The sequence below is a fragment of the Methanoculleus marisnigri JR1 genome (genome assembly GCF_000015825.1).
GTDB lineage: Archaea > Halobacteriota > Methanomicrobia > Methanomicrobiales > Methanoculleaceae > Methanoculleus > Methanoculleus marisnigri.
Genome location: NC_009051.1, coordinates 988,302 through 1,005,845, shown reverse-complemented (window position 1 = coordinate 1,005,845; position 17,544 = coordinate 988,302). Strand labels below are relative to the sequence as shown.

General features: G+C 61.0%; 21 protein-coding genes. 19 read left to right on the top strand and 2 right to left on the bottom strand.

Features of this window, described 5'->3' with window-relative positions:
• Positions 1-49 precede the first annotated feature (49 nt).
• From MEMAR_RS05020 to MEMAR_RS04995, 6 genes are all read left to right on the top strand, one after another.
• Positions 50-481 carry a GNAT family N-acetyltransferase gene (locus MEMAR_RS05020; protein WP_011843865.1) on the top strand — a complete coding sequence of 144 codons (432 nt, stop codon included), beginning with the start codon at positions 50-52 and terminating at the stop codon, positions 479-481.
• Positions 482-483: 2 nt separating this feature from the next.
• Positions 484-1,398 (top strand): DUF2156 domain-containing protein, encoded by a 915-nt coding sequence (locus tag MEMAR_RS05015; protein ID WP_011843864.1) that lies wholly within the window; start codon positions 484-486, stop codon positions 1,396-1,398.
• Positions 1,395-2,648 (top strand): dihydroorotase, encoded by a 1,254-nt coding sequence (locus MEMAR_RS05010; RefSeq protein WP_048063938.1) that lies wholly within the window; start codon positions 1,395-1,397, stop codon positions 2,646-2,648. Before MEMAR_RS05015 ends, MEMAR_RS05010 begins: the two co-directional genes overlap by 4 nt.
• A gap of 205 nt (positions 2,649-2,853) precedes the next feature.
• Positions 2,854-3,171, top strand: a complete 318-nt coding sequence (locus MEMAR_RS05005) for a DUF167 domain-containing protein (RefSeq protein ID WP_011843862.1) — start codon at positions 2,854-2,856, stop codon at positions 3,169-3,171.
• A 259-nt stretch (positions 3,172-3,430) separates the two neighbouring features.
• Entirely contained in the window at positions 3,431-4,657 is a 1,227-nt protein-coding gene (dnaG, locus tag MEMAR_RS05000) for a DNA primase DnaG (RefSeq protein WP_011843861.1), read from the top strand.
• A 63-nt stretch (positions 4,658-4,720) separates the two neighbouring features.
• On the top strand, positions 4,721-5,005 hold the full coding sequence (locus tag MEMAR_RS04995) for a UPF0058 family protein (RefSeq protein ID WP_011843860.1): 285 nt from the start codon (positions 4,721-4,723) through the stop codon (positions 5,003-5,005).
• Positions 5,006-5,049: 44 nt separating this feature from the next.
• Here the strand turns inward: MEMAR_RS04995 and MEMAR_RS04990 are convergent, their stop codons facing one another.
• Positions 5,050-5,844 carry an ATP-grasp domain-containing protein gene (locus tag MEMAR_RS04990; protein ID WP_011843859.1) on the bottom strand — a complete coding sequence of 265 codons (795 nt, stop codon included), beginning with the start codon at positions 5,842-5,844 and terminating at the stop codon, positions 5,050-5,052.
• Between the two features lie 91 nt (positions 5,845-5,935).
• Between MEMAR_RS04990 and MEMAR_RS04985 the strand changes: the two genes are divergently transcribed.
• The 11 genes from MEMAR_RS04985 to MEMAR_RS04935 all read left to right on the top strand — a co-directional run bounded on the left by MEMAR_RS04985 (position 5,936) and on the right by MEMAR_RS04935 (position 14,184).
• Positions 5,936-6,412: a hydrogenase maturation protease gene (locus tag MEMAR_RS04985; protein ID WP_011843858.1), complete on the top strand. Its 477-nt coding sequence runs from the start codon at positions 5,936-5,938 to the stop codon at positions 6,410-6,412.
• A gap of 170 nt (positions 6,413-6,582) precedes the next feature.
• A complete protein-coding gene (locus tag MEMAR_RS04980) occupies positions 6,583-7,146 on the top strand; it encodes a hypothetical protein (protein ID WP_245526655.1) in 564 nt (187 codons plus the stop codon).
• A 19-nt stretch (positions 7,147-7,165) separates the two neighbouring features.
• The gene (locus MEMAR_RS04975; RefSeq protein ID WP_011843856.1) at positions 7,166-7,687 is read left to right on the top strand and encodes a hypothetical protein; all 522 of its coding nucleotides are present in this window, start codon (positions 7,166-7,168) and stop codon (positions 7,685-7,687) included.
• Between the two features lie 32 nt (positions 7,688-7,719).
• The gene (gene minD / locus MEMAR_RS04970; protein ID WP_011843855.1) at positions 7,720-8,508 is read left to right on the top strand and encodes a cell division ATPase MinD; all 789 of its coding nucleotides are present in this window, start codon (positions 7,720-7,722) and stop codon (positions 8,506-8,508) included.
• Between the two features lie 345 nt (positions 8,509-8,853).
• The gene (locus tag MEMAR_RS04965; RefSeq protein WP_011843854.1) at positions 8,854-9,096 is read left to right on the top strand and encodes a 4Fe-4S dicluster domain-containing protein; all 243 of its coding nucleotides are present in this window, start codon (positions 8,854-8,856) and stop codon (positions 9,094-9,096) included.
• Positions 9,096-9,659: a hypothetical protein gene (locus tag MEMAR_RS04960; RefSeq protein ID WP_048063757.1), complete on the top strand. Its 564-nt coding sequence runs from the start codon at positions 9,096-9,098 to the stop codon at positions 9,657-9,659. Before MEMAR_RS04965 ends, MEMAR_RS04960 begins: the two co-directional genes overlap by 1 nt.
• 10 nt (positions 9,660-9,669) lie before the next feature.
• Complete coding sequence (locus MEMAR_RS04955; RefSeq protein ID WP_011843852.1) at positions 9,670-10,587, top strand: NADH-quinone oxidoreductase subunit B family protein; 918 nt, start codon at positions 9,670-9,672, stop codon at positions 10,585-10,587.
• Positions 10,584-11,951, top strand: coding sequence for a Ni/Fe hydrogenase subunit alpha (locus MEMAR_RS04950; protein WP_011843851.1), 1,368 nt, complete (start codon positions 10,584-10,586; stop codon positions 11,949-11,951). Before MEMAR_RS04955 ends, MEMAR_RS04950 begins: the two co-directional genes overlap by 4 nt.
• Positions 11,952-11,961: 10 nt before the next feature.
• Positions 11,962-12,309, top strand: a complete 348-nt coding sequence (locus MEMAR_RS04945) for a roadblock/LC7 domain-containing protein (RefSeq protein ID WP_011843850.1) — start codon at positions 11,962-11,964, stop codon at positions 12,307-12,309.
• A gap of 4 nt (positions 12,310-12,313) precedes the next feature.
• Entirely contained in the window at positions 12,314-12,985 is a 672-nt protein-coding gene (locus tag MEMAR_RS04940) for a roadblock/LC7 domain-containing protein (RefSeq protein WP_011843849.1), read from the top strand.
• A gap of 257 nt (positions 12,986-13,242) precedes the next feature.
• The gene (locus tag MEMAR_RS04935) at positions 13,243-14,184 is read left to right on the top strand and encodes an ornithine cyclodeaminase family protein (RefSeq protein ID WP_011843848.1); all 942 of its coding nucleotides are present in this window, start codon (positions 13,243-13,245) and stop codon (positions 14,182-14,184) included.
• A 726-nt stretch (positions 14,185-14,910) separates the two neighbouring features.
• On the opposite strand, the gene tes is transcribed toward MEMAR_RS04935, so the two are convergent.
• Positions 14,911-16,380, bottom strand: coding sequence for a tetraether lipid synthase Tes (gene tes, locus MEMAR_RS04930; RefSeq protein WP_011843847.1), 1,470 nt, complete (start codon positions 16,378-16,380; stop codon positions 14,911-14,913).
• Positions 16,381-16,521: 141 nt separating this feature from the next.
• Between tes and MEMAR_RS04925 the strand changes: the two genes are divergently transcribed.
• Both MEMAR_RS04925 and pyrE read left to right on the top strand, forming a co-directional pair.
• On the top strand, positions 16,522-17,022 hold the full coding sequence (locus MEMAR_RS04925) for a CDP-2,3-bis-(O-geranylgeranyl)-sn-glycerol synthase (protein ID WP_011843846.1): 501 nt from the start codon (positions 16,522-16,524) through the stop codon (positions 17,020-17,022).
• On the top strand, positions 17,016-17,528 hold the full coding sequence (gene pyrE / locus MEMAR_RS04920; RefSeq protein WP_011843845.1) for an orotate phosphoribosyltransferase: 513 nt from the start codon (positions 17,016-17,018) through the stop codon (positions 17,526-17,528). Before MEMAR_RS04925 ends, pyrE begins: the two co-directional genes overlap by 7 nt.
• The last annotated feature ends 16 nt before the right edge of the window (positions 17,529-17,544 follow it).

The following is a 17,544-nucleotide window of genomic DNA, read 5'->3' as shown; positions in this document are numbered from 1 at the left end:
GTCATATACGATAAACACCGTGAGCACCCTTATGGAGAGGCATGAACCGATGACGGAGGAGGCGGGCATCGAGGTGCGTCTGGTGAACGTCTGGGACGTGGAGACGATCGCCGACCTCTACCGGGCGGGCGGCTGGTGGAACGAGCGATGGGACCCTGCCGATCTCGCCGCCCTCATCGCGGGAAGTTTCGCCTTCGCCGTCGCCATCGACCGGACGACCGGCAAAGCGGTCGGCATGGGCAGGGTGATCTCGGACGGGGTCTCGGACGGCTACATCCAGGATCTGGTCGTCCTGCCGCGCTACCGGGGCCGGGGCATCGGAACGATGGTCTTATCTGCGCTGCTCGATTACTGTACGTCTGCAGGTGTCGCCTGGATCGCCCTCGTCGCCGAACCCGGAACCGAGCCGTTCTACACCGCACTCGGTTTTCGGAGGATGGAAGGGCACACACCCATGCGGTGGTACCCGGATAGGAGGTAAGCATGCTGAAACTGACCGACTTCAAGCCCGTGAGCCTGGACGATCGCGACCTCTTCCGGGAGCACTACCGGCAGTTCCCCCAGGTGCACAGCGACAACACGTTCGCGAACATGGTCTGCTGGAACCATTACGCCGACTACCGTTTCATAGAGGTCGAAGGTTCGATCGTCCTCTCAAGCACCATCGACGGCGTGACGGCGTTTCGCATGCCGATCGGCCCGAGAAACCCGGAACTGGTCGGGGACGTCGTCGACCTCGCGGCGAGGGAAGGCGGGGATACGCCCCTGTGGGTCCTCGACCCGGCAAATGAAGCGCTGATCCGGGAACTCTACCCGGCCCTCCCCCTCCATGCAAACCGGAACTTCTTCGACTACATCTACCGGACCGAAGCCCTCGCCGACCTCGCCGGGAAGGGCTACGCCACTATCCGGCGCCAGGTCAACCGGTTCGGGCGGGAATACCAGTATACGGTCGAGAAGATCACGGAGGAGAACATCAACGAGGTCTGGGAGTTCCTGGTCGTCTGGTGCGAGTGGCGGGACTGCGACTCCGAACCGGTTCTTGCCGCCGAGAAAGAGGCCATCCTCTTTGCCGTGAACCACTTCTTCCCCATCGGGCTTGAAGGATGGATCGTCAGGATCGGCGGCACCATCGGGGCGATATCGATCGTCGGTCCGGTCAACGAATCTATGGCGGTAGTCCACTTCGAGAAGGCGCTCCCCGAGACCTACCCGGGCATTTACAAGGTGATCACGACCGAGACGGCGGCGGGGCTCCGGGACCGCTACCGCTACGTCAACCGCGAGTGCGACATGGGCGTGCCCGGGCTCCGCGAATCGAAGACGCGTTACCACCCCGCCTACATGGTCGAGGTGTACTACGCAACCCGGGAAGATCTGGAGGCGTGCTGCCGGTGACCGCCGATATCGTGCTCCGGAACGTGACGCTCCCGACGGGGCGGCGCGCCGATATCGCCGTCGCCGACGGCCTCGTCCGGCACGTCGGCGCGGCGGTTCGTGCCGACGAGACGATCGACTGCACCGGGTATACCTGCCTTCCGGGTGCGGTCGACATGCACGTCCACATGCGGGGAGGGGTGCAGGCCGGGAAGGAGGACTGGCGGACGGGCACGACGAGCGCGGTCGCCGGCGGGGTGACGGTCGTCGTCGACCAGCCGAACACCGTCCCCCCCATCACCACGCCCGAACTCCTCCGGGCACGCGTCCGCGAGGCGGAGGAGCGGGCGGTATGCGGGTTCGCGGTGAACGCAGCCGTTGTGCCGGACGCCGATCTGGCCGGGATGTGCCGTGCCGGCGCAATGGCATTCGGGGAGACCTTCGCCGCTCCGTCGAGCTACGGTGAGGGGCTCGATGCGGAGACGCTCAGAGGGTTGTTTGACCGCATCCACGCCCTCGAAGGGCTCGTGACCATCCACGCCGAGGAGGTCTCTGGGCCGGCGCCGGCGACGCTCGCCGATCACGACCGCGCACGGTCCGGCGCCGGTGAGGCGCGCGCCGTGCAAAAGATCGCCGGCCTCGCCCCGGCAGGGATGCAACTCCACTTCTGCCACCTCAGCACCGCCGCCTCGGTCAGGGCCGCGCGCGGTACGGTGGAGGTGACGCCGCACCACCTCTTCCTCTCGCACGATAACTTCGATCCGGACGACACCCGGGCCCGGGTGAACCCGCCGCTCAGGGACGAGAAGACCCGGCGCGATCTCTGGTCGTGTTGGGACAGGATAGACGTCGTCGCCTCCGATCACGCCCCGCACACGGTTCCAGAGAAGTCCGTGCCGTTCGAGACCGCCCCCTCCGGCATCCCCGGTGTCGAGACGATGGTGCCGCTCCTGATGGCGGCGGTGCAGAGTGGGCGGATCACCCTCGCCTCGGTGATCGAGAAGACGTCGTGGAAGCCTGCAGCCATCCTCGGCATCCCGCACGCGGGATTCGAGCCGGGCGACCGGGCGGACTATGCCCTCTACCCGGACGAGATCACCCGGATCGACGCCTCGCGTCTCCATACAAAGTGCGGCTGGTCGCCGTTCGAGGGGCTCGAAGCGGTCTTCCCGGAGGAGGTGATCGTCGGGGGAACGCGGGCCTACGCCCACGGCGATCTCCGGGAGGAGCGTCCGGTGTGGTATCCCGGGCGAGGATATTTACCCTTGTAAAATAAATAATACAGAGCCGATAAAGCGCACCTTATAGGTCCCCGGGTGATCATCTGGCGAGACGCCCGGACATGATCCGCGGGACAACCCAGGTGCGCGACAGGCACGCCCGACATATGGGTTCGATCGGGTGAGGTACGGCACAAGCCACCTGTGAACACCGATCGTTAGTGTCGGGCGACATCCTTTCGAGAGGACTATTCTCATGGACACCTATGCCGATGCCGTCGCCGAAACCTCGCACGGGGTGACTATCACGCTCGACGTCACGGCGGGTGCAAAGCGCTCCTCGTTTCCGGCGGGTTACAACGAATGGCGCAAGAGTATTAAGTGCCAGATCGCGGCCCCCGCCGTCGGCGGAAAAGCAAACCGCGCTATCACCGACCTTCTCGCGGAGACGTTCGGCGTGCCCCGCGCCGACGTGAGCATAATCACCGGACACACGTCTTCCTCAAAGACCGTAGCAATCGCCGGCGTATCGAAATCGCATGCTCTCGTGCGCCTGAACGCCGCCGATGCATGACCCGATTCGGGCGGGAAAAACAAAACACCCGGAACAGGACTACTTTGGCCTTGAGAGAACGATACAGCAGGGTTTGTCAAAACGCTGCTTTACAGGAACTTAATTTTCGACATATCCTTTAAAAAATCTTGCGTCGGGACCGCCATCTGATTTAAGTAATTGCACCCTAGATATATGACTAACCTGTACGTCCGCGCAGATCAAAACCCGCGTGGGGTGCGGCAATCAGATTTATACATACTAAAGGGGGCAAAACTCCATGTATTCACCGGATACAACAAAGTATCTCATTCATCTTATCCTGCAGATCGAGGGGGTGGTCGACAAGCCCGACGTGGTGGGCGCCATCTTCGGCCAGACCGAGGGGTTGCTCGGCGAAGACCTCGACCTGCGCGATTTACAGAGAACCGGCCGCGTCGGCCGGATCGATGTCCAGATCACCACGAAACGAGGAGAGACAAAAGGCGTGATACTCATCTCGTCTTCACTCGACCGGGCGGAGACCGCGCTCCTCGCCTCGTCGCTCGAAACGATCGACCGGGTCGGGCCGTGCACGGCGCACGTGAGGGTCGACCGCATCGAAGACATCCGGGTGACCAAACGGCGCAAGATCGTCGAACGCGCCAAAGAACTCCTTCTCGAGGACTTCGACGAGGGCTCCATCAACAGCGACGATCTGCTCGACGAGGTCAGGGAAGCCATCAGGATCGAGAAACTCGAGTACCTCGGCGAAGAAAAGGTGCACGCGGGGCCGAACGTCATAGACTCCGACGCCATCATCATCGTCGAAGGACGGGCCGACGTCATCAACCTGCTGCGCTACGGGATCAAAAATGCCGTTGCGGTCGAAGGAACCAACGTTCCGCGCATCATCATCGATCTCTGTTCGCAGAAGACCGCGACGACCCTGCTCGACGGCGACCGGGGCGGAGAATTGATCCTCCGCGAACTCCTCCAGGTCGCCGAGATCGACTTCGTGGCCTACAGTCCCCGGGGAAAGAGCGTCGAGGAGATGAGCCGCAAAGAGATCGTCAAGGCGCTCCGGAACAAAGTGCCTGCAGTGGGGATCATCGACCAGCCTCCCGCCGAGGAGAACGTCGAGCGGTTGCCTCCGAGTGCGGCCCCCGCCGAGGTGCGGGCTCCTGCCGGTGCCGGAAGGACAAGCGAAGGCGAGCGGCCGCCACGCCGGGAATGGGATTCAAAGCCCCCCTCGACGCTCGGGGAGCACATGGCCGACGTCCGGGACAAAAAGATTGCGCGGTTCCTCTCCCCGGATTACACCGTCCTCCTGGAATCCAACGCAACCGACGTCGAGGGCGCACTCCAGAACCTGAACGGCGACGTCGAAGGGCTCGTCGTCGATCGGATCATCGACCAGAAACTCCTCGATCAACTCGGGGGGAGGGACATCGAGTTCGTGGCTGCCCGGGACTTTAAGGGGATAATAAAGCGCCCGCTCTCCATCAGGCTCATAAAGATAGGGTGACGGTTATCCCGGGTGCAAATTTATATATATTTACATCCACCATTTTTATCTCTGGGAGAGAATATGCACAAGGAAGAGTTAATAGCCTTACATGGGATTCTTACTGAGATTAAAGACTTTTTTGAGTTGCAGAACCAGGAACTGAAATTTTCACAATATTACGCGTTGAAGATAGACCCTTCTCAGGTGCATAAGAGCAAGATGGAACATAAGTACGCAATATTCGTGCTCGGCACGGAACTTGCGAATGCCATGAAGGATGTGGAGTTCTCGTCATCCGGCCGGATCTCCGCCAGGATGAAGGAACTTGCAGAGAAGACCTTGAAAGAGATAGAGTATCTCCAGTAGGAACGCACGCGGGTGCGAAAGCCCTCCGCCCCCCTCCCCTCTCCTCAGGCACGCATCTCGCGTTCGCGCTCGATGAGGTATCGAGCGAGCAGCTCCGGGATGGGTGCCGCCATGCAGTGCCAGTTCGGCGTCCCGTTCACCTCGAGGACCGTGTAGCCGTCCCGGTCACGGAGGAGATCGACGCCGCAGTAGTCGATCCCGATCGCCGCCGCCGCCGCATCGGCAGTGGCGCGCATCTCCTCGTCGATCGCGACCGGCATCCCGGTCCCGCCCTGGTGGATATTGTGCATCAGGGTATCGGAGACCCGGGCTATCGCACCGACGGCCTCGCCGCCGAGGACGAAGACGCGGAAGTCCCGGTCGTTTTTCACGTACTCCTGCAGGTACCAGGGCCCCGGGCCGAGTTCCCCCGGCTCCGTCACGAGCCGGATGCCGTTTCCGTCATACCCATACAGCGGCTTATAGACGACTTTTCCGTGCCGCAGGAGAAATTTCCGCGCCTGCTCCTCCGACTGCATGTAGGCCGTCTCCGGCGTCCTCACATTGTTTGCGAGGAGGAGTGCCGTCGTCATCACCTTGGATGCGCAGGCAACGATGCTTTCGGGCGTGTTGATCACCCGGTTATGGAGCGAGAGCACGTTTAAGGTCTCGAACTGGTGCCCGTCCTGCCGGATACCGCAGACCCAGATGAGTTCGTTCTCAAGTCCGGAATCGAGGGGGTCGACTGCGCCGAGATCGAGAACCCCGTATCGGGCACCGGCCCTCTCCAGCTCCCGCATAACAGCGCCGGTCGAGTTGTCGTCCGGCGTATCGGTCGGTTTTGGTACGATGTGGATCATGCGCCTCACATCCCGCTCCCGGAACAGCAGTTCACGGTCAGGGGGTTTTCAGTACCATTTTGTACCTTGCCGGATATAACCGGTAGGTACCATGCAGAAGAACCGGGTATGTATCATCGGGTGCGGGAACCCCTTCATGGGAAACGACGGGGCGGGGATCTCGGTGATGCGCCTCTTTGAAGGGAGATTCCCCGGAGTGGAGGCAATCGACGGCGGCACCGGCGGATTCGGCCTGATCCCGCTGATGGAAGGCTACGAGAGGGTGGTGATCGTCGATGCGATGACGGGTATCGGCGACCGTACCGGGGAAGTCCTCACGTTTGAGGTTCCGCCGTCCTGGGACCTCCCGGCATACGCGCTCCACGACATCGGGATCGGTGAGGTGGTGACGATCGCCCGCGAACTCGGGTACGCCGGAGAGATCGTGACCGTCGGGATTGAAGTGGGCGAGATCCAGGCGTTCAGCAGGGATATCGACCCTGCGGTCGAAGAGGGAATCCGGGTTGCCGAACAGAAGATCCTCACCATCCTCCGGGAGTGGATCGGGGATCAGGGGATGCGATCATAGATAGGAGTCACCGTACCATTCGAATTTTTGTGTACCAGGTTCTCCTATGGAGAGTATAAATAACAAGATTTATGTTATACCACTGAACTAAAGTTGTCTGAATGCAACTGCCACGCGGTCGGTTCCATCGTCTTATCAAGTCCACGACAGCCCGTGCGCTGAAAGAAGAGATGAGCTCAGCACAGTTTACCGGGATCTGCACGATCGTCCTTGGCAACGAGAGTGCTACCTTTGTGCTGAACGAAGGTCTTGTCGTGCTTGCCGAATATGGGGGCACAAAGGGGCAGCATGCACTTGACACGGTGCTGGAGGGCGAAGAGGACGAGGTGGCGGCAGAACTGAACCTTCTGACGCCCGAGCAGGTACAGCTCGCCCTGGAGTTCAATCCCCCGTTCGCGACCGGGGTTCCCGGAAAACCGGGACGGTCGTCGGCAGGGAGAGGGGCTCCGGGCGGAGCGACGCCGCCTACAGGACAGAAGGGTGCCGGTGCGGCATCTTCATCCAGGCGTCGTCCGGAACCGGCCGCAGAAGTGCATCATATCCCCATGCCGGGAGTGAAACCCGCGCAGGAGACGGCCGAGGCGTCTCAACCAGGAGGTGACGAGATCGATACGCTCGTCCAGAACATGGAAGAGATGGACGTCGAGCAACTGGTCGGCAGTTTCAAAGTAAACTGCAAGGACATGCTCAAAAAGATTCACCTCGATCACCTCATCAAGGACCAAGAGACCTAATTCAGGAGATGGTAACAGAATGGATTCAACAGGTACTATCCAGTTTTTCCTCATCCTCCTCACGATAATGACGGTAGTCGGTTTTGCCGGTATTACATACTACCTTGCGGAGATCTCCCGGGCAATCAAAAGGCAGGATTCTCCAGAGGCTTCAGTAACGCCGAAGACTTCTTCGGGCCCGGATATCACGGCGCCCGTCTCCACGCCTCCCCTCGAGGTTATCGATCCCAAGAAGACGGGAAACCTTGAGGAGACGCTCGGTGCAATCAGCGAAAAATACAGCCTTGCATCCCTGACGCTGGCGGCCGCAGACGGTCTCCTGATCGGCTCGACGAAGCCCGGCAGCGAGGACGAGGCCGCACGCTACAGTCACCTCTACTCGGAGGGAAGACTGCACGACGAAGAAGGAGTGGAACTCCTCGGTGTCCCCTACCGCGGGGAGACGGTGGTCGGCATCGCCCACTCTTCGGAGCATCTCTCCGACGAACAGATGAACGCACTCGAACAGGATATCCGGGAAACCCTGCAGCACTGGGTGTAAGACCGGAAAGATCAAAAACAGCGAGTGATTACATGGTAAAAGTATACACGATTGCGTCCGGTAAGGGCGGTACCGGCAAAACGACGGTCACAGCAAATCTGGGCCCTATGCTTGCCCAATACGGGAAGAAGACATGCATTCTGGATGCCGACGTCGGAATGGCGAATCTCGGGCTCATTCTCGGGCTTGAAAACCTGCCGGTGACCCTGCACGAGGTGCTGGCAGGCAAAGCGCGCGTCCGGGACGCCATCTACGACGGACCGTTCGGCGTGAAGGTCGTGCCGTGCGGTCTCTCTCTGCAGGGCTTCCAGCAGTCGAACCCCGACCGGCTCAAGGACATCATGACCGACCTCGTGAGCGAGTTCGACATCCTGATCCTGGATGCTCCTGCAGGGATCAGCAGGGACGGCGTCATCCCGCTGACGATTGCCGACGGGGTGATTCTCGTCGTGAACCCCGAGATCTCCTCGATTGTCGACTCCTTGAAGACAAAGATCCTGACCGAGACCGTCGGCGGGCACATCGAAGGGGCGATCATCAACCGGGTCGCGGCCACCGGGAACGACTTCAACAGCGCACAGATGGAGAAACTCCTCGGGGTCCGGGTGCTCGGGATCATCCCGGAGGACCCGAACATCCGGCGCGCATCTGCCGGGAGGTCGCCGATCGTGGTGAAGTACCCGACGTCCAGCGCATCCCGTGCCTTCAAACGCCTCTCCGCCGACGTAGCCGGCATCGAGTATGCCGAGGAAGAGACGCAGGGTACCAGTGAAGGCTTTGTCGACCGGCTCGCCCGCGCCCTCTTCCGGGCGAGAGCGTGATTTTTGAGGCCGGCAAGGTCTATCACGCTCATTACCGCCTTTTTCGCACGTAGCGTCCCGGCGCACGGGAAGCAACGGCTAGTGAGCCGTGCAAACGCCGGTTCCGGCTGGCATGATGCATCGAGAAGAAAGACTATTCGGATCGGTCACTCTCCGCGACCGGTCGCTGCCGGCGGCACAGGTGCGCGGTTATTTTATCTGCAAACCCTGAAACGGCCCGTACAGTCCGCAAGTAGAATCAAATTGCATAAAATCCGAAATATTCTTCTGCATGATGGATCCTCTTAGCGAACAAACTATATACTTTTAATAGCAGGAAGTGTTAATCACCTTCTGAGGCACGCAATGGAGATACATGTGGATAAGGACGCGTGCGTCGGGTGCGGTCTCTGTGTCAAGGACTGCCCGATGCACGTGTACGAACTCCAGGACAACATAAGTGTCGCGGTCAGGCCGAACAATTGCATGGGATGCCTTTCCTGCCACGAGATCTGCCCGGCTCAGGCACTCGAGCACCGGGGCATCTACGCTGCCCGGAGACACTACATCGACATCAAGGTCTGTGAAATGCTTCGGAAGGTGGTCTGATGAGCGCTGGATACATCGACGAAATGCACGAGGCTTTTCACTCCGATCTCGTCTATCGTTCCGAGGATATTCCCCTCGAGTGTTCACCCAAGCCCAGAGAGATGGAACAGACGCTCCACGGCGTGATGAAACTCAACGGCCTCGTGATCAGGTCGCTTGAGGAGATCGCGGGCCGCGGGGCAAACGCGGTCACCTACCGTGCCGGGAAGAAGTTCGGCCACGAGGTCGCCCAGTACTTCCAGAAACGTGAGGACGTCGAGGGGGCGCTTCATGAACTCTCCGACCTGCTTCGGGGCCAGTACTCGTTCGAAGTCTGGAAGCCCGAAGACAAGGAGACGTTCATCATCGAGGAGAACGGCGAGACGTTCATCTACCTCGTCTTCCACGACTGCATCGTCCGCCAGACGCTCCGGCGCAACGGTCTCGATCAGGGCGGCCCGCTCTGCCAGACGCTCTTCGGGTATGTCGTCGGCGCAGTCGAGGAGATCACCGGCAGGAAAGCCAAACTGGAGATCGTTCACACCGGCCCGAACGCCTGCCTGAAGAAACTGATCCTGAAATGAGGCGAGGACGATGAAGATTGCTATTGAAGAACTGGCAGGATGTTCAGGGTGTACGATCGCAGTGCTGGATCTCCATGAAATGCTCCTTGACGTCATCGCAGAAGCGGACATCGTCTACTCCCCGGTGATCATGGACGTCAAGGAGCCTCCCGAGGATATCGATATCGCGTTCGTGACCGGAGCCGTTCGGAACGAAGAGAACCGCGAACGCCTCGAGAAGATCCGGAAACGGTCAAAGACGCTTATCGCACTAGGGACCTGCGCCTGCTACGGGGGCGTATCGGGTCTCTCAATGCTGAGCTCGAACGAAGACCTCTTCTCCTGCGTCTACCGGGAGGTTGAGACGACGAAGCCCGACGGGGTTATCCCGACGGACGTGCCGCCGTTCCTCTACCGGGCGTTCGCGGTGGGCGACCTCGTGAAGATCGATTACTACATCGTGGGCTGCCCGCCGAAAGAGGCGTTCTTAAAGCAGATCATCCCGGCAATGATCGCGGGAGACACCCTCGAACTCTCGCGCAAGTCCGTCTGTTCGGAATGCGACAGGATCATGGGACCGGTCGAGAGCTGGACGCTCAAGCATCGGCACGAGGGCGTTCCCGACCGCGAACACTGCCTGCTCGGGCAGGGCTACCTCTGCCTCGGGAGCGTCACCTTCGGGAGATGCGGTGCGTCGTGCCCCAAAAACAACATCCCGTGCCACGGGTGCAACGGCCCCTCGCTCGATATCCTCCGTGAGCCCTGCCGGGACATCTACGGCATGATGGCGCGGAGAATTTCGGATCTCACCGGTAAGCCGCAGAAAGAGGTGGAGAAGGAACTCTACGACGTCGCACACACGATGTACGCCTTCACTATCGGGAGCCTGATCATGGAGGACAAGGAGAACTCAAAGATCCGGGATCTGGTAAAGGAGAGGAGCAGATGAAAGAGATCACAATCAGCCCGGTGACCCGGATCGAGGGTCATGCAGGCGTCAGGATCTACCTCAACGACCAGGGGCAGGTCGACTCGGCCCACTTCCAGGTCGTGGAACTGAGGGGGTTCGAGAAGTTCCTTATCGGCGCTTCGATTGGGGAAGCACCCCGTATAACGCCCCGCATCTGCGGGATATGCCCTTCGGCACACCACCTGGCCGCAGCGAAGGCGACCGACCAGATCTTCGGCGTCGAACCGCCCGCGACCGGGAAGAAACTCCGGGAACTCCTGAGCATCGGGCAGTTCATCCACTCCCACGCCCTTCACTTCTTCATGCTCGCGGCTCCGGACTTCATCCTGGGCCACGACGCACCGGCAGAGACGCGGAACGTCATCGGGCTTGCCCGCCACTCGCCGGATCTCGCGAAGAAGGCGATCGCGGTCCGGAAGTTCGGTCAGCGCCTGACGGAAGCGGTCGGCGGCAAACCCATCCACCCGTCTAACGCGCTGCCCGGCGGGATGTCGACGGCGCTCACGGAAGGAAAGAGAGCAGAACTCGCCACCATGGCGAATGAGGCGCTCGGGATCGCGCGTGAAGGATGGGATCTCGCTCGCGGTCTCCTCGACGGCGTCGATATGGAGTTCGGGGCCGTAACGACCGGTTTCCTGGGCATGGCCAACAACGGGGTCTACTCGACCTACGAAGGGCCTGCTATGATGCTCGGGCCGGACGGCGGTCAGCTCGGTTCGTTCTCGGGTCAGGACTACACGAACTTCATCGAGGAGTACTCGGAGGACTGGTCGTACCTGAAGTTCGCCCGGTTCAAAGGCGGAGACTATTACCGGGTCGGGCCGCTCGCCCGGCTCAACATCGTGCAGAAGATGGGCACGGAGCACGCGGACGCCGCTCTCGCGGAGTACCGCGAGCGGTTCGGCACCGTCACCCAGGCCACGCTGGCATACAACCTGGCGCGCTACATCGAGTTCATCGCCTCGTGCGAGCGGGCCGTCCAGTTGCTCTCCGACCCGGGCATCACCGGATCAGACATCCGGACGCCGGTGGGAGCGGTCGTGAACCGCCGGGGTGTCGGGATCATCGAAGCGCCCCGGGGAACCCTGATCCACGACTATTCCGTCGATGAAAACGGTATCATCGAGCGGTGCAACCTGATCGTGGCGACCTGCCAGAACAACTACGGGATGGACCGCGGCGTGGAGGATATGGCACGCCGGGTGGTGGAGAACGGAGCGTTGACCGATGGGGCAGCAAACCGGATCGAGATGATCATCAGGGCGTATGACCCCTGTATTTCGTGCGCGACGCACGCGATCGGGAGAATGCCCCTCAAGATCGAGTGCGTTCGGAGAACATAGGAGATAAAACATGCTAAAACAGATCCTGGGAGAATTCCTGAAACTTGACGGGGTTACCGCCGCAGTCGTGGCGGGGCGGGACGGCTTTGTGATCGAGAGCGTCGTTGCCGGGGACGTGGACGTCGAGGCCCTGGGTGCCATGGCATCGACAGGCATGGGTACGTCCGAAGCCATGAGCGACGAACTCGGAAAGGGCGAGATGAACCAGATGCTCATCGAACTGGAGAACGGCCCCATCCTGCTCTCCCCGCTCTCGGAGGACGAGCTGATCGCCATTGTGGCGAACGCGAACGTTAATGTCGGGAGAATCCGCTACGAACTGAAGAAGAACAGAGATCGGATTATCGCTGCTCTGTGAGACGATGCTACCCGACGGCATCTCACTCGGACGACTGCAGGGGCCTCTCTCGGCCCTTGCTTCGATCAGCCCTCACTTCACCGGAGCGGTGCGCATCAGCGAACCCGGAGGAACCGGTTTCGTTCTGGTTCAGAACGGGAAGCCATACGGAGCCGCGTTCGAGAACAGCGGCAAAGGGTTGCTGCTCAGCGGAGACGAAGCTTACAGTTACCTGTTTGAACGGCCGTCGCTCGATTCGGAACTCATCGCCTACACGGGCGAGGAAACCGAGGCGGCCCGGGAAGCCTCCAGCGAGGCGGGGTGCCTGATCAGCGAGGGCGGCGCAAAGCCTTCTTCCCGGATAGGGTCGGTGGATACGAGTTGCCTCGACCAGATCGTGCGGCAGCCGGGCGTCGCTGCAGTCTCGGTCTTCCACGAGGGGTTTGCCCTTCAGTCGCTCGGCTCCGCGGACTTCGAGCAGGTGGCCGCGGTCGCCGAAGACCTGCTCCGTGCCGGCACCCGCATCACCGGCGATATGGAGATGGGCGACCTCTCCCAGATAATCCTCGAGACACCGGCAGGGAAGCTCATCATCGCACCCTACGGCGATCTCTCCCTCTGCATCCTTACGAAGCCGGATGCCAATCTCGGCCTGATCCGGCTCTCGATACGGGGGATGCAGGAGAACCCCGAGTGAGAGCCGGGGTTCCAACACTCCCCGCCCTCTCTCCCGGCGACCCGCACCGACGGTGTACGCGAGGCCTATTTACGGGAGAGCCCGCTCGCACTCTTTTTCTACCATGCTGCAAGACTTCCCGGATCACACGCATGAACGAACCGGATTCCCCCGCACCAAACAGTTGATATCTCCGTCCACCGGAGTAGTTCTATGCATCTCTCCATCGGATCGAGGAGAACGGCGAGGCGACCCTGCCTTCGCGGGGTGATCGCCCTATGAAGTATTACCCGGTTCATGCCGGATACCCGCCGTATGCCGAGGTGAACCCGGCGATTGAAGCGGCCTTTGCCGAACACGGGAGAGGCAATGTTCAGATGCCGCCGAAGGTCTACGTGACGTTCGTCGAGAGCGGGGATTTCCGGACGATGCCGGCATACCTCCCGGCCCAGGAGATTGCCGGGGTGAAGATCGTCAACGTCCACCCGCATAACCGCACGAGAGGCCTTCCCACCGTCATGGCGCTCACCGTCATCATCGATATAACAACCGGTATCCCGACGGCGATCATCAACGCCACCGAACTCACCGCGCTGCGAACCGGATCAGCGGGCGCCATTGCGGCGAAGTATCTCGCGCCCCGCCACCCCGTCACCCTCGGGATCGTGGGAGCCGGGCGGCAGGCGGAGGCGCAGGTCGAGGCAACGGCTGCCTCGCTCGCGATCGAGGAGATCCTGGTCTGGAGCAGGACTGAGAAGAGTGCGGAGGCTTTTGCAGCGCGTTACTCCGACTACAATGCCCGGAGCGTCCCGATCGAGCGCGCCTGCGACTGCGACGTGCTGACCACGACGACGCCGTCGACGAAACCGGTCGTGATGGCGGACTGGATCCACGAAGGGACGCACATCAATGCGATCGGCGCGGACGCCCCCGGCAAACAGGAACTGGATCCCACGATCCTGGAGAATGCCGAGGTCTTCGTCGACGACCCCGGCCAGGCGACCCACTCGGGCGAGGTCAACGTCCCGGTCGGCACCGGGTACTACGACCCCGCCCGGATCGCGGGAACCCTCGGCGAGGTCGTCATCGGGAAGAAGGGGCGGTCGTCCCCGGACGCCATTACAATCTTCGACTCCACCGGGCTTGCCATCCAGGACCTCGCCATCGCCGCCCTCGTCCTGCGGGACGGGGACGGGGGATACGAACTGCCGTTTCCGTGACGCTTGCACGAGGCCGGGTGATGGGGTGTCCATGCTGTATGAATGAAGATGACCCCCCCTTTGCCAAGCTTGCCCCCGCCTTATAGGGGGAGAAATCCGCCCGGTCCTCCCCGCCACGCTGGAAGGGGGCAGTCATGGCGATAGCCGGTGGAAAAAACATGGTTCGGGGCGCATACATCACATTTCCAGTATCTCCCCGGTGCAGTGGACCGTGAGGGTATCGCCACTGGGGTGGGGCTGACGGGGAGGGGGGACACGCCCCCCTCCCCTGTCTCTATCGCATATGGTTTCTCCCGGTATCACCCACCACTTCGGTATATCTGTAACCCCCACCCCGCCCGGCCTTCGGCCTCCTCCCCCGCCCCCAAGGGGGCGGGGGCAGTCATGGCGATACCCGGTGGGCAGCCGTGCATGGTTCTTCTCCAGGTACTCCCCGTACACTGGGCTGTGAGGGTATCGCCATCGGGAGAGGGGCCGACGGGGAGTGCGATGTTCCAGAGCGCGACTGCCAGGACGGCAGGAGCATCCCCCCTGTCTCTATCGCGTAAGGCTCTATCAATAGCCCCCACCCACACCAGATTCAGCGAAGTTACAATCTCCAATACTTCGCGCAAAAGATAGGGTACACATAAAAAGCCGCCGGGGGGGAGTGCGAGCGAAGCGAGCTTGAGCACCGTTAGGTGCGAGCGAGCAGTCACTCCTCCCCATCTCGTATAAGGCAGGCGGTCACTCGTCCTTCTGGGGCTCTGCGAAGGCTTTCCAGACCTGCTCGCGGTAGACCGGGCCGCTGTTGTAGGTGCAGAACGGGATCAGGCGGCCGTCGGGGGTCGCGTAGTGGATGCAGCACCGCTGCACCCGGGAGAGGTCGTAGTTGTACCGGTCCATGAAGTGCATCGTGCCGATGAAGAGGGCATTCCAGTGAAACTCACGCAGGGCCTCGAAGTTCTGCATCACGAGAGCCTTTGCTATCAGTTTCACGAATTCCCCGGTGTTCTTCTGCTCCGCCTTCCTGGTGGAGCCGTAGAGATCCTTGACCCCCTCGACGAGAGTCACGTACTTGTTGAGCGAGCCGCCTTTCGCGAGTTTCGCCGTCATCTTCTCGACCGACTCGAAGAAGGCATCGACGTCCACCATCCTGTTGACCGGAACCATCCCCTCGTCGGTGACGAAGACATAGGTCGCTGCGCCGCAGTGCTGGTGCGTGGTGAACGAGATCTGGGGTTTACCGGTATAAGCCTCGACGAGTTCGGAGATCGGGACGACACAGGGCACCGGGTAGAAGTAGTCCTTCTTGATCACGCCGTCCGTCTGCTCCTCAATCCGCTTCGCGAGTTCCGGGATGGTTATCCGTTCGTTCCTGACGTCATCCTCGCTTGCGGCCCCGGTAAACGCCACCGGCTGGAAATTGACACCCCGGATGGTCTTGATATGCTCGGCGGCGTATTTGATGATGGCGCCCACCTCATGGTCGTTCCTGCCCCTGATGACCGTAGGCACCAGCACCACTCCCATGCCGATCCTCTCGCAGTTCTCTATTGCCCGCCAGTCACTCGCGAGTTTCGAGTTCGTCTCGCGGGACACGCCGTCGAAGTGGAGGTAGACGGTGGAGAGCCCGGCCTCTTTGAGCTGCCGGGCGTAGTCGGGATCCTGTGCGAGCCGGATACCGTTCGTCGCGACCTGCACCTGGGACATCCCGAGTTCTTTTGCCTTCCGGATGATCTCGGGCAGATCGTCACGCATCGTCGGCTCGCCTCCCGAGAACTGGACGGCAGGTGCCGGAACAGGCTTTTCCTCGCGCAACATGCGCAGCATCCCGACGATCTGGTCGAACGTCGGTTCGTAAACGTAACCACATGCCCGGGCGTTCGCAAAGCAGAAGTCGCAGTTGAGGTTACACCGGTTCGTCAGGTCGATGTTCGCGAGCAGCGTCGTCGACCGGTGGTTCTCGCAGGCACCGCAGTCGTTCGGGCATCCTGCCGGGGAGACAACCTTCTGCGGGTTCGAGATCCCGTTTCCGATACGCTCGTAAGCATCGAATCTCCGGTACATCTCTGCATCGGACCAGTAGAGGCCCCGGTACGCGCCGTGTTCCGGGCAGGTCCGGACCAGCCAGACCTGTCCCTCCTCCTCAACGACATCGGCATCGAGCACGCGACCGCATGTTGGGCAGAGGCTCTTCGTCTTTTTTATCAGCATTCTCTCACCGTGCCCACCTTTCATTCGTATCTCATGTTTCGACACTTTAATCTTTATATTTACTGATTGTACTGAATATTGACAGTTATCAGTACAGACATCGGCTACTGGATTTTTGCCGGGCTGGCAGCACTGTGGATCATGATTCCGGCATACGTGCCGAATTCGGCGGCTGCACTCTTCGGCGGCGGGACGCCCATCGATCTCGGGCGGACGTTCTCCGACGGGAGAAGGGTCTTCGGCGACGGAAAGACGTACCGGGGATTCTTCGGTGGCGTAGTCTCGGGTGTGCTGGTGGGTCTCATCGAGATCTGGGCAGCCACCGCGTTCAGCCTGAGTGCTCTCCCCCAGCAGACGTTCCTCTCCGTCACCCTCCTTGCAACCGGCGCGCTCCTCGGTGATCTCGCTAAAAGTTTCCTGAAGCGGAGACTGGGTAAGGATCGGGGAGAATCCTGGTTCCTGGCCGACCAGTACGACCTGGTCGTCGGTTCCTTCCTGCTGATTCTCATCTTCGACCCCCAGTGGTTGTTCGGAACCATCACTTTGCCCATCGCAGTCTGGATCGTCGTCATGACACCGCTCCTGCACCGGGTGGTGAACATTATCGGCTATTACATCGGAGTTAAAGAGGTACCATGGTAAACCCAATCGCGACACTGTTGCTTGAATGCGGGGCTATCGAGTTCGGGGAGTTCGTCCTCGCATCGGGAGCCCGGAGTTCTTACTACATCGACATCAAAGCTGCGACAACGAATCCCGCCGTCCTCACAGAGATCGGGAAAACCATTGCCGAAGGCCGGGAATTTGAGATGGTCGCCGGAGTGGCGGTCGGCGCCGTACCGATCGCCGTCGCCGTCTCGCTCGCGAGCGGCCGGCCTTATGCCGTCGTCCGGAAGGAGGGGAAGGATCACGGCAAGGCCGGGACAATCATCGGCGACGTGCTCGGGAAAAACGTGCTGCTGGTCGAAGATGTAACCACATCCGGAGGAAGCGCCCTCTACGGTCTCGAGGCGCTTCGTGCCGCGGGCGCGCACGTCGACCAGGTAGTGACCGTCGTCGACCGGGAAGCGGGCGCTCGCGAGGCGCTTGCAGAAAAAGGTGCGTCTCTTCTTGCACTTGTGCGGGTCAGCGAGCTGCTGGACGGATAAACATTTTTTAAGAGCG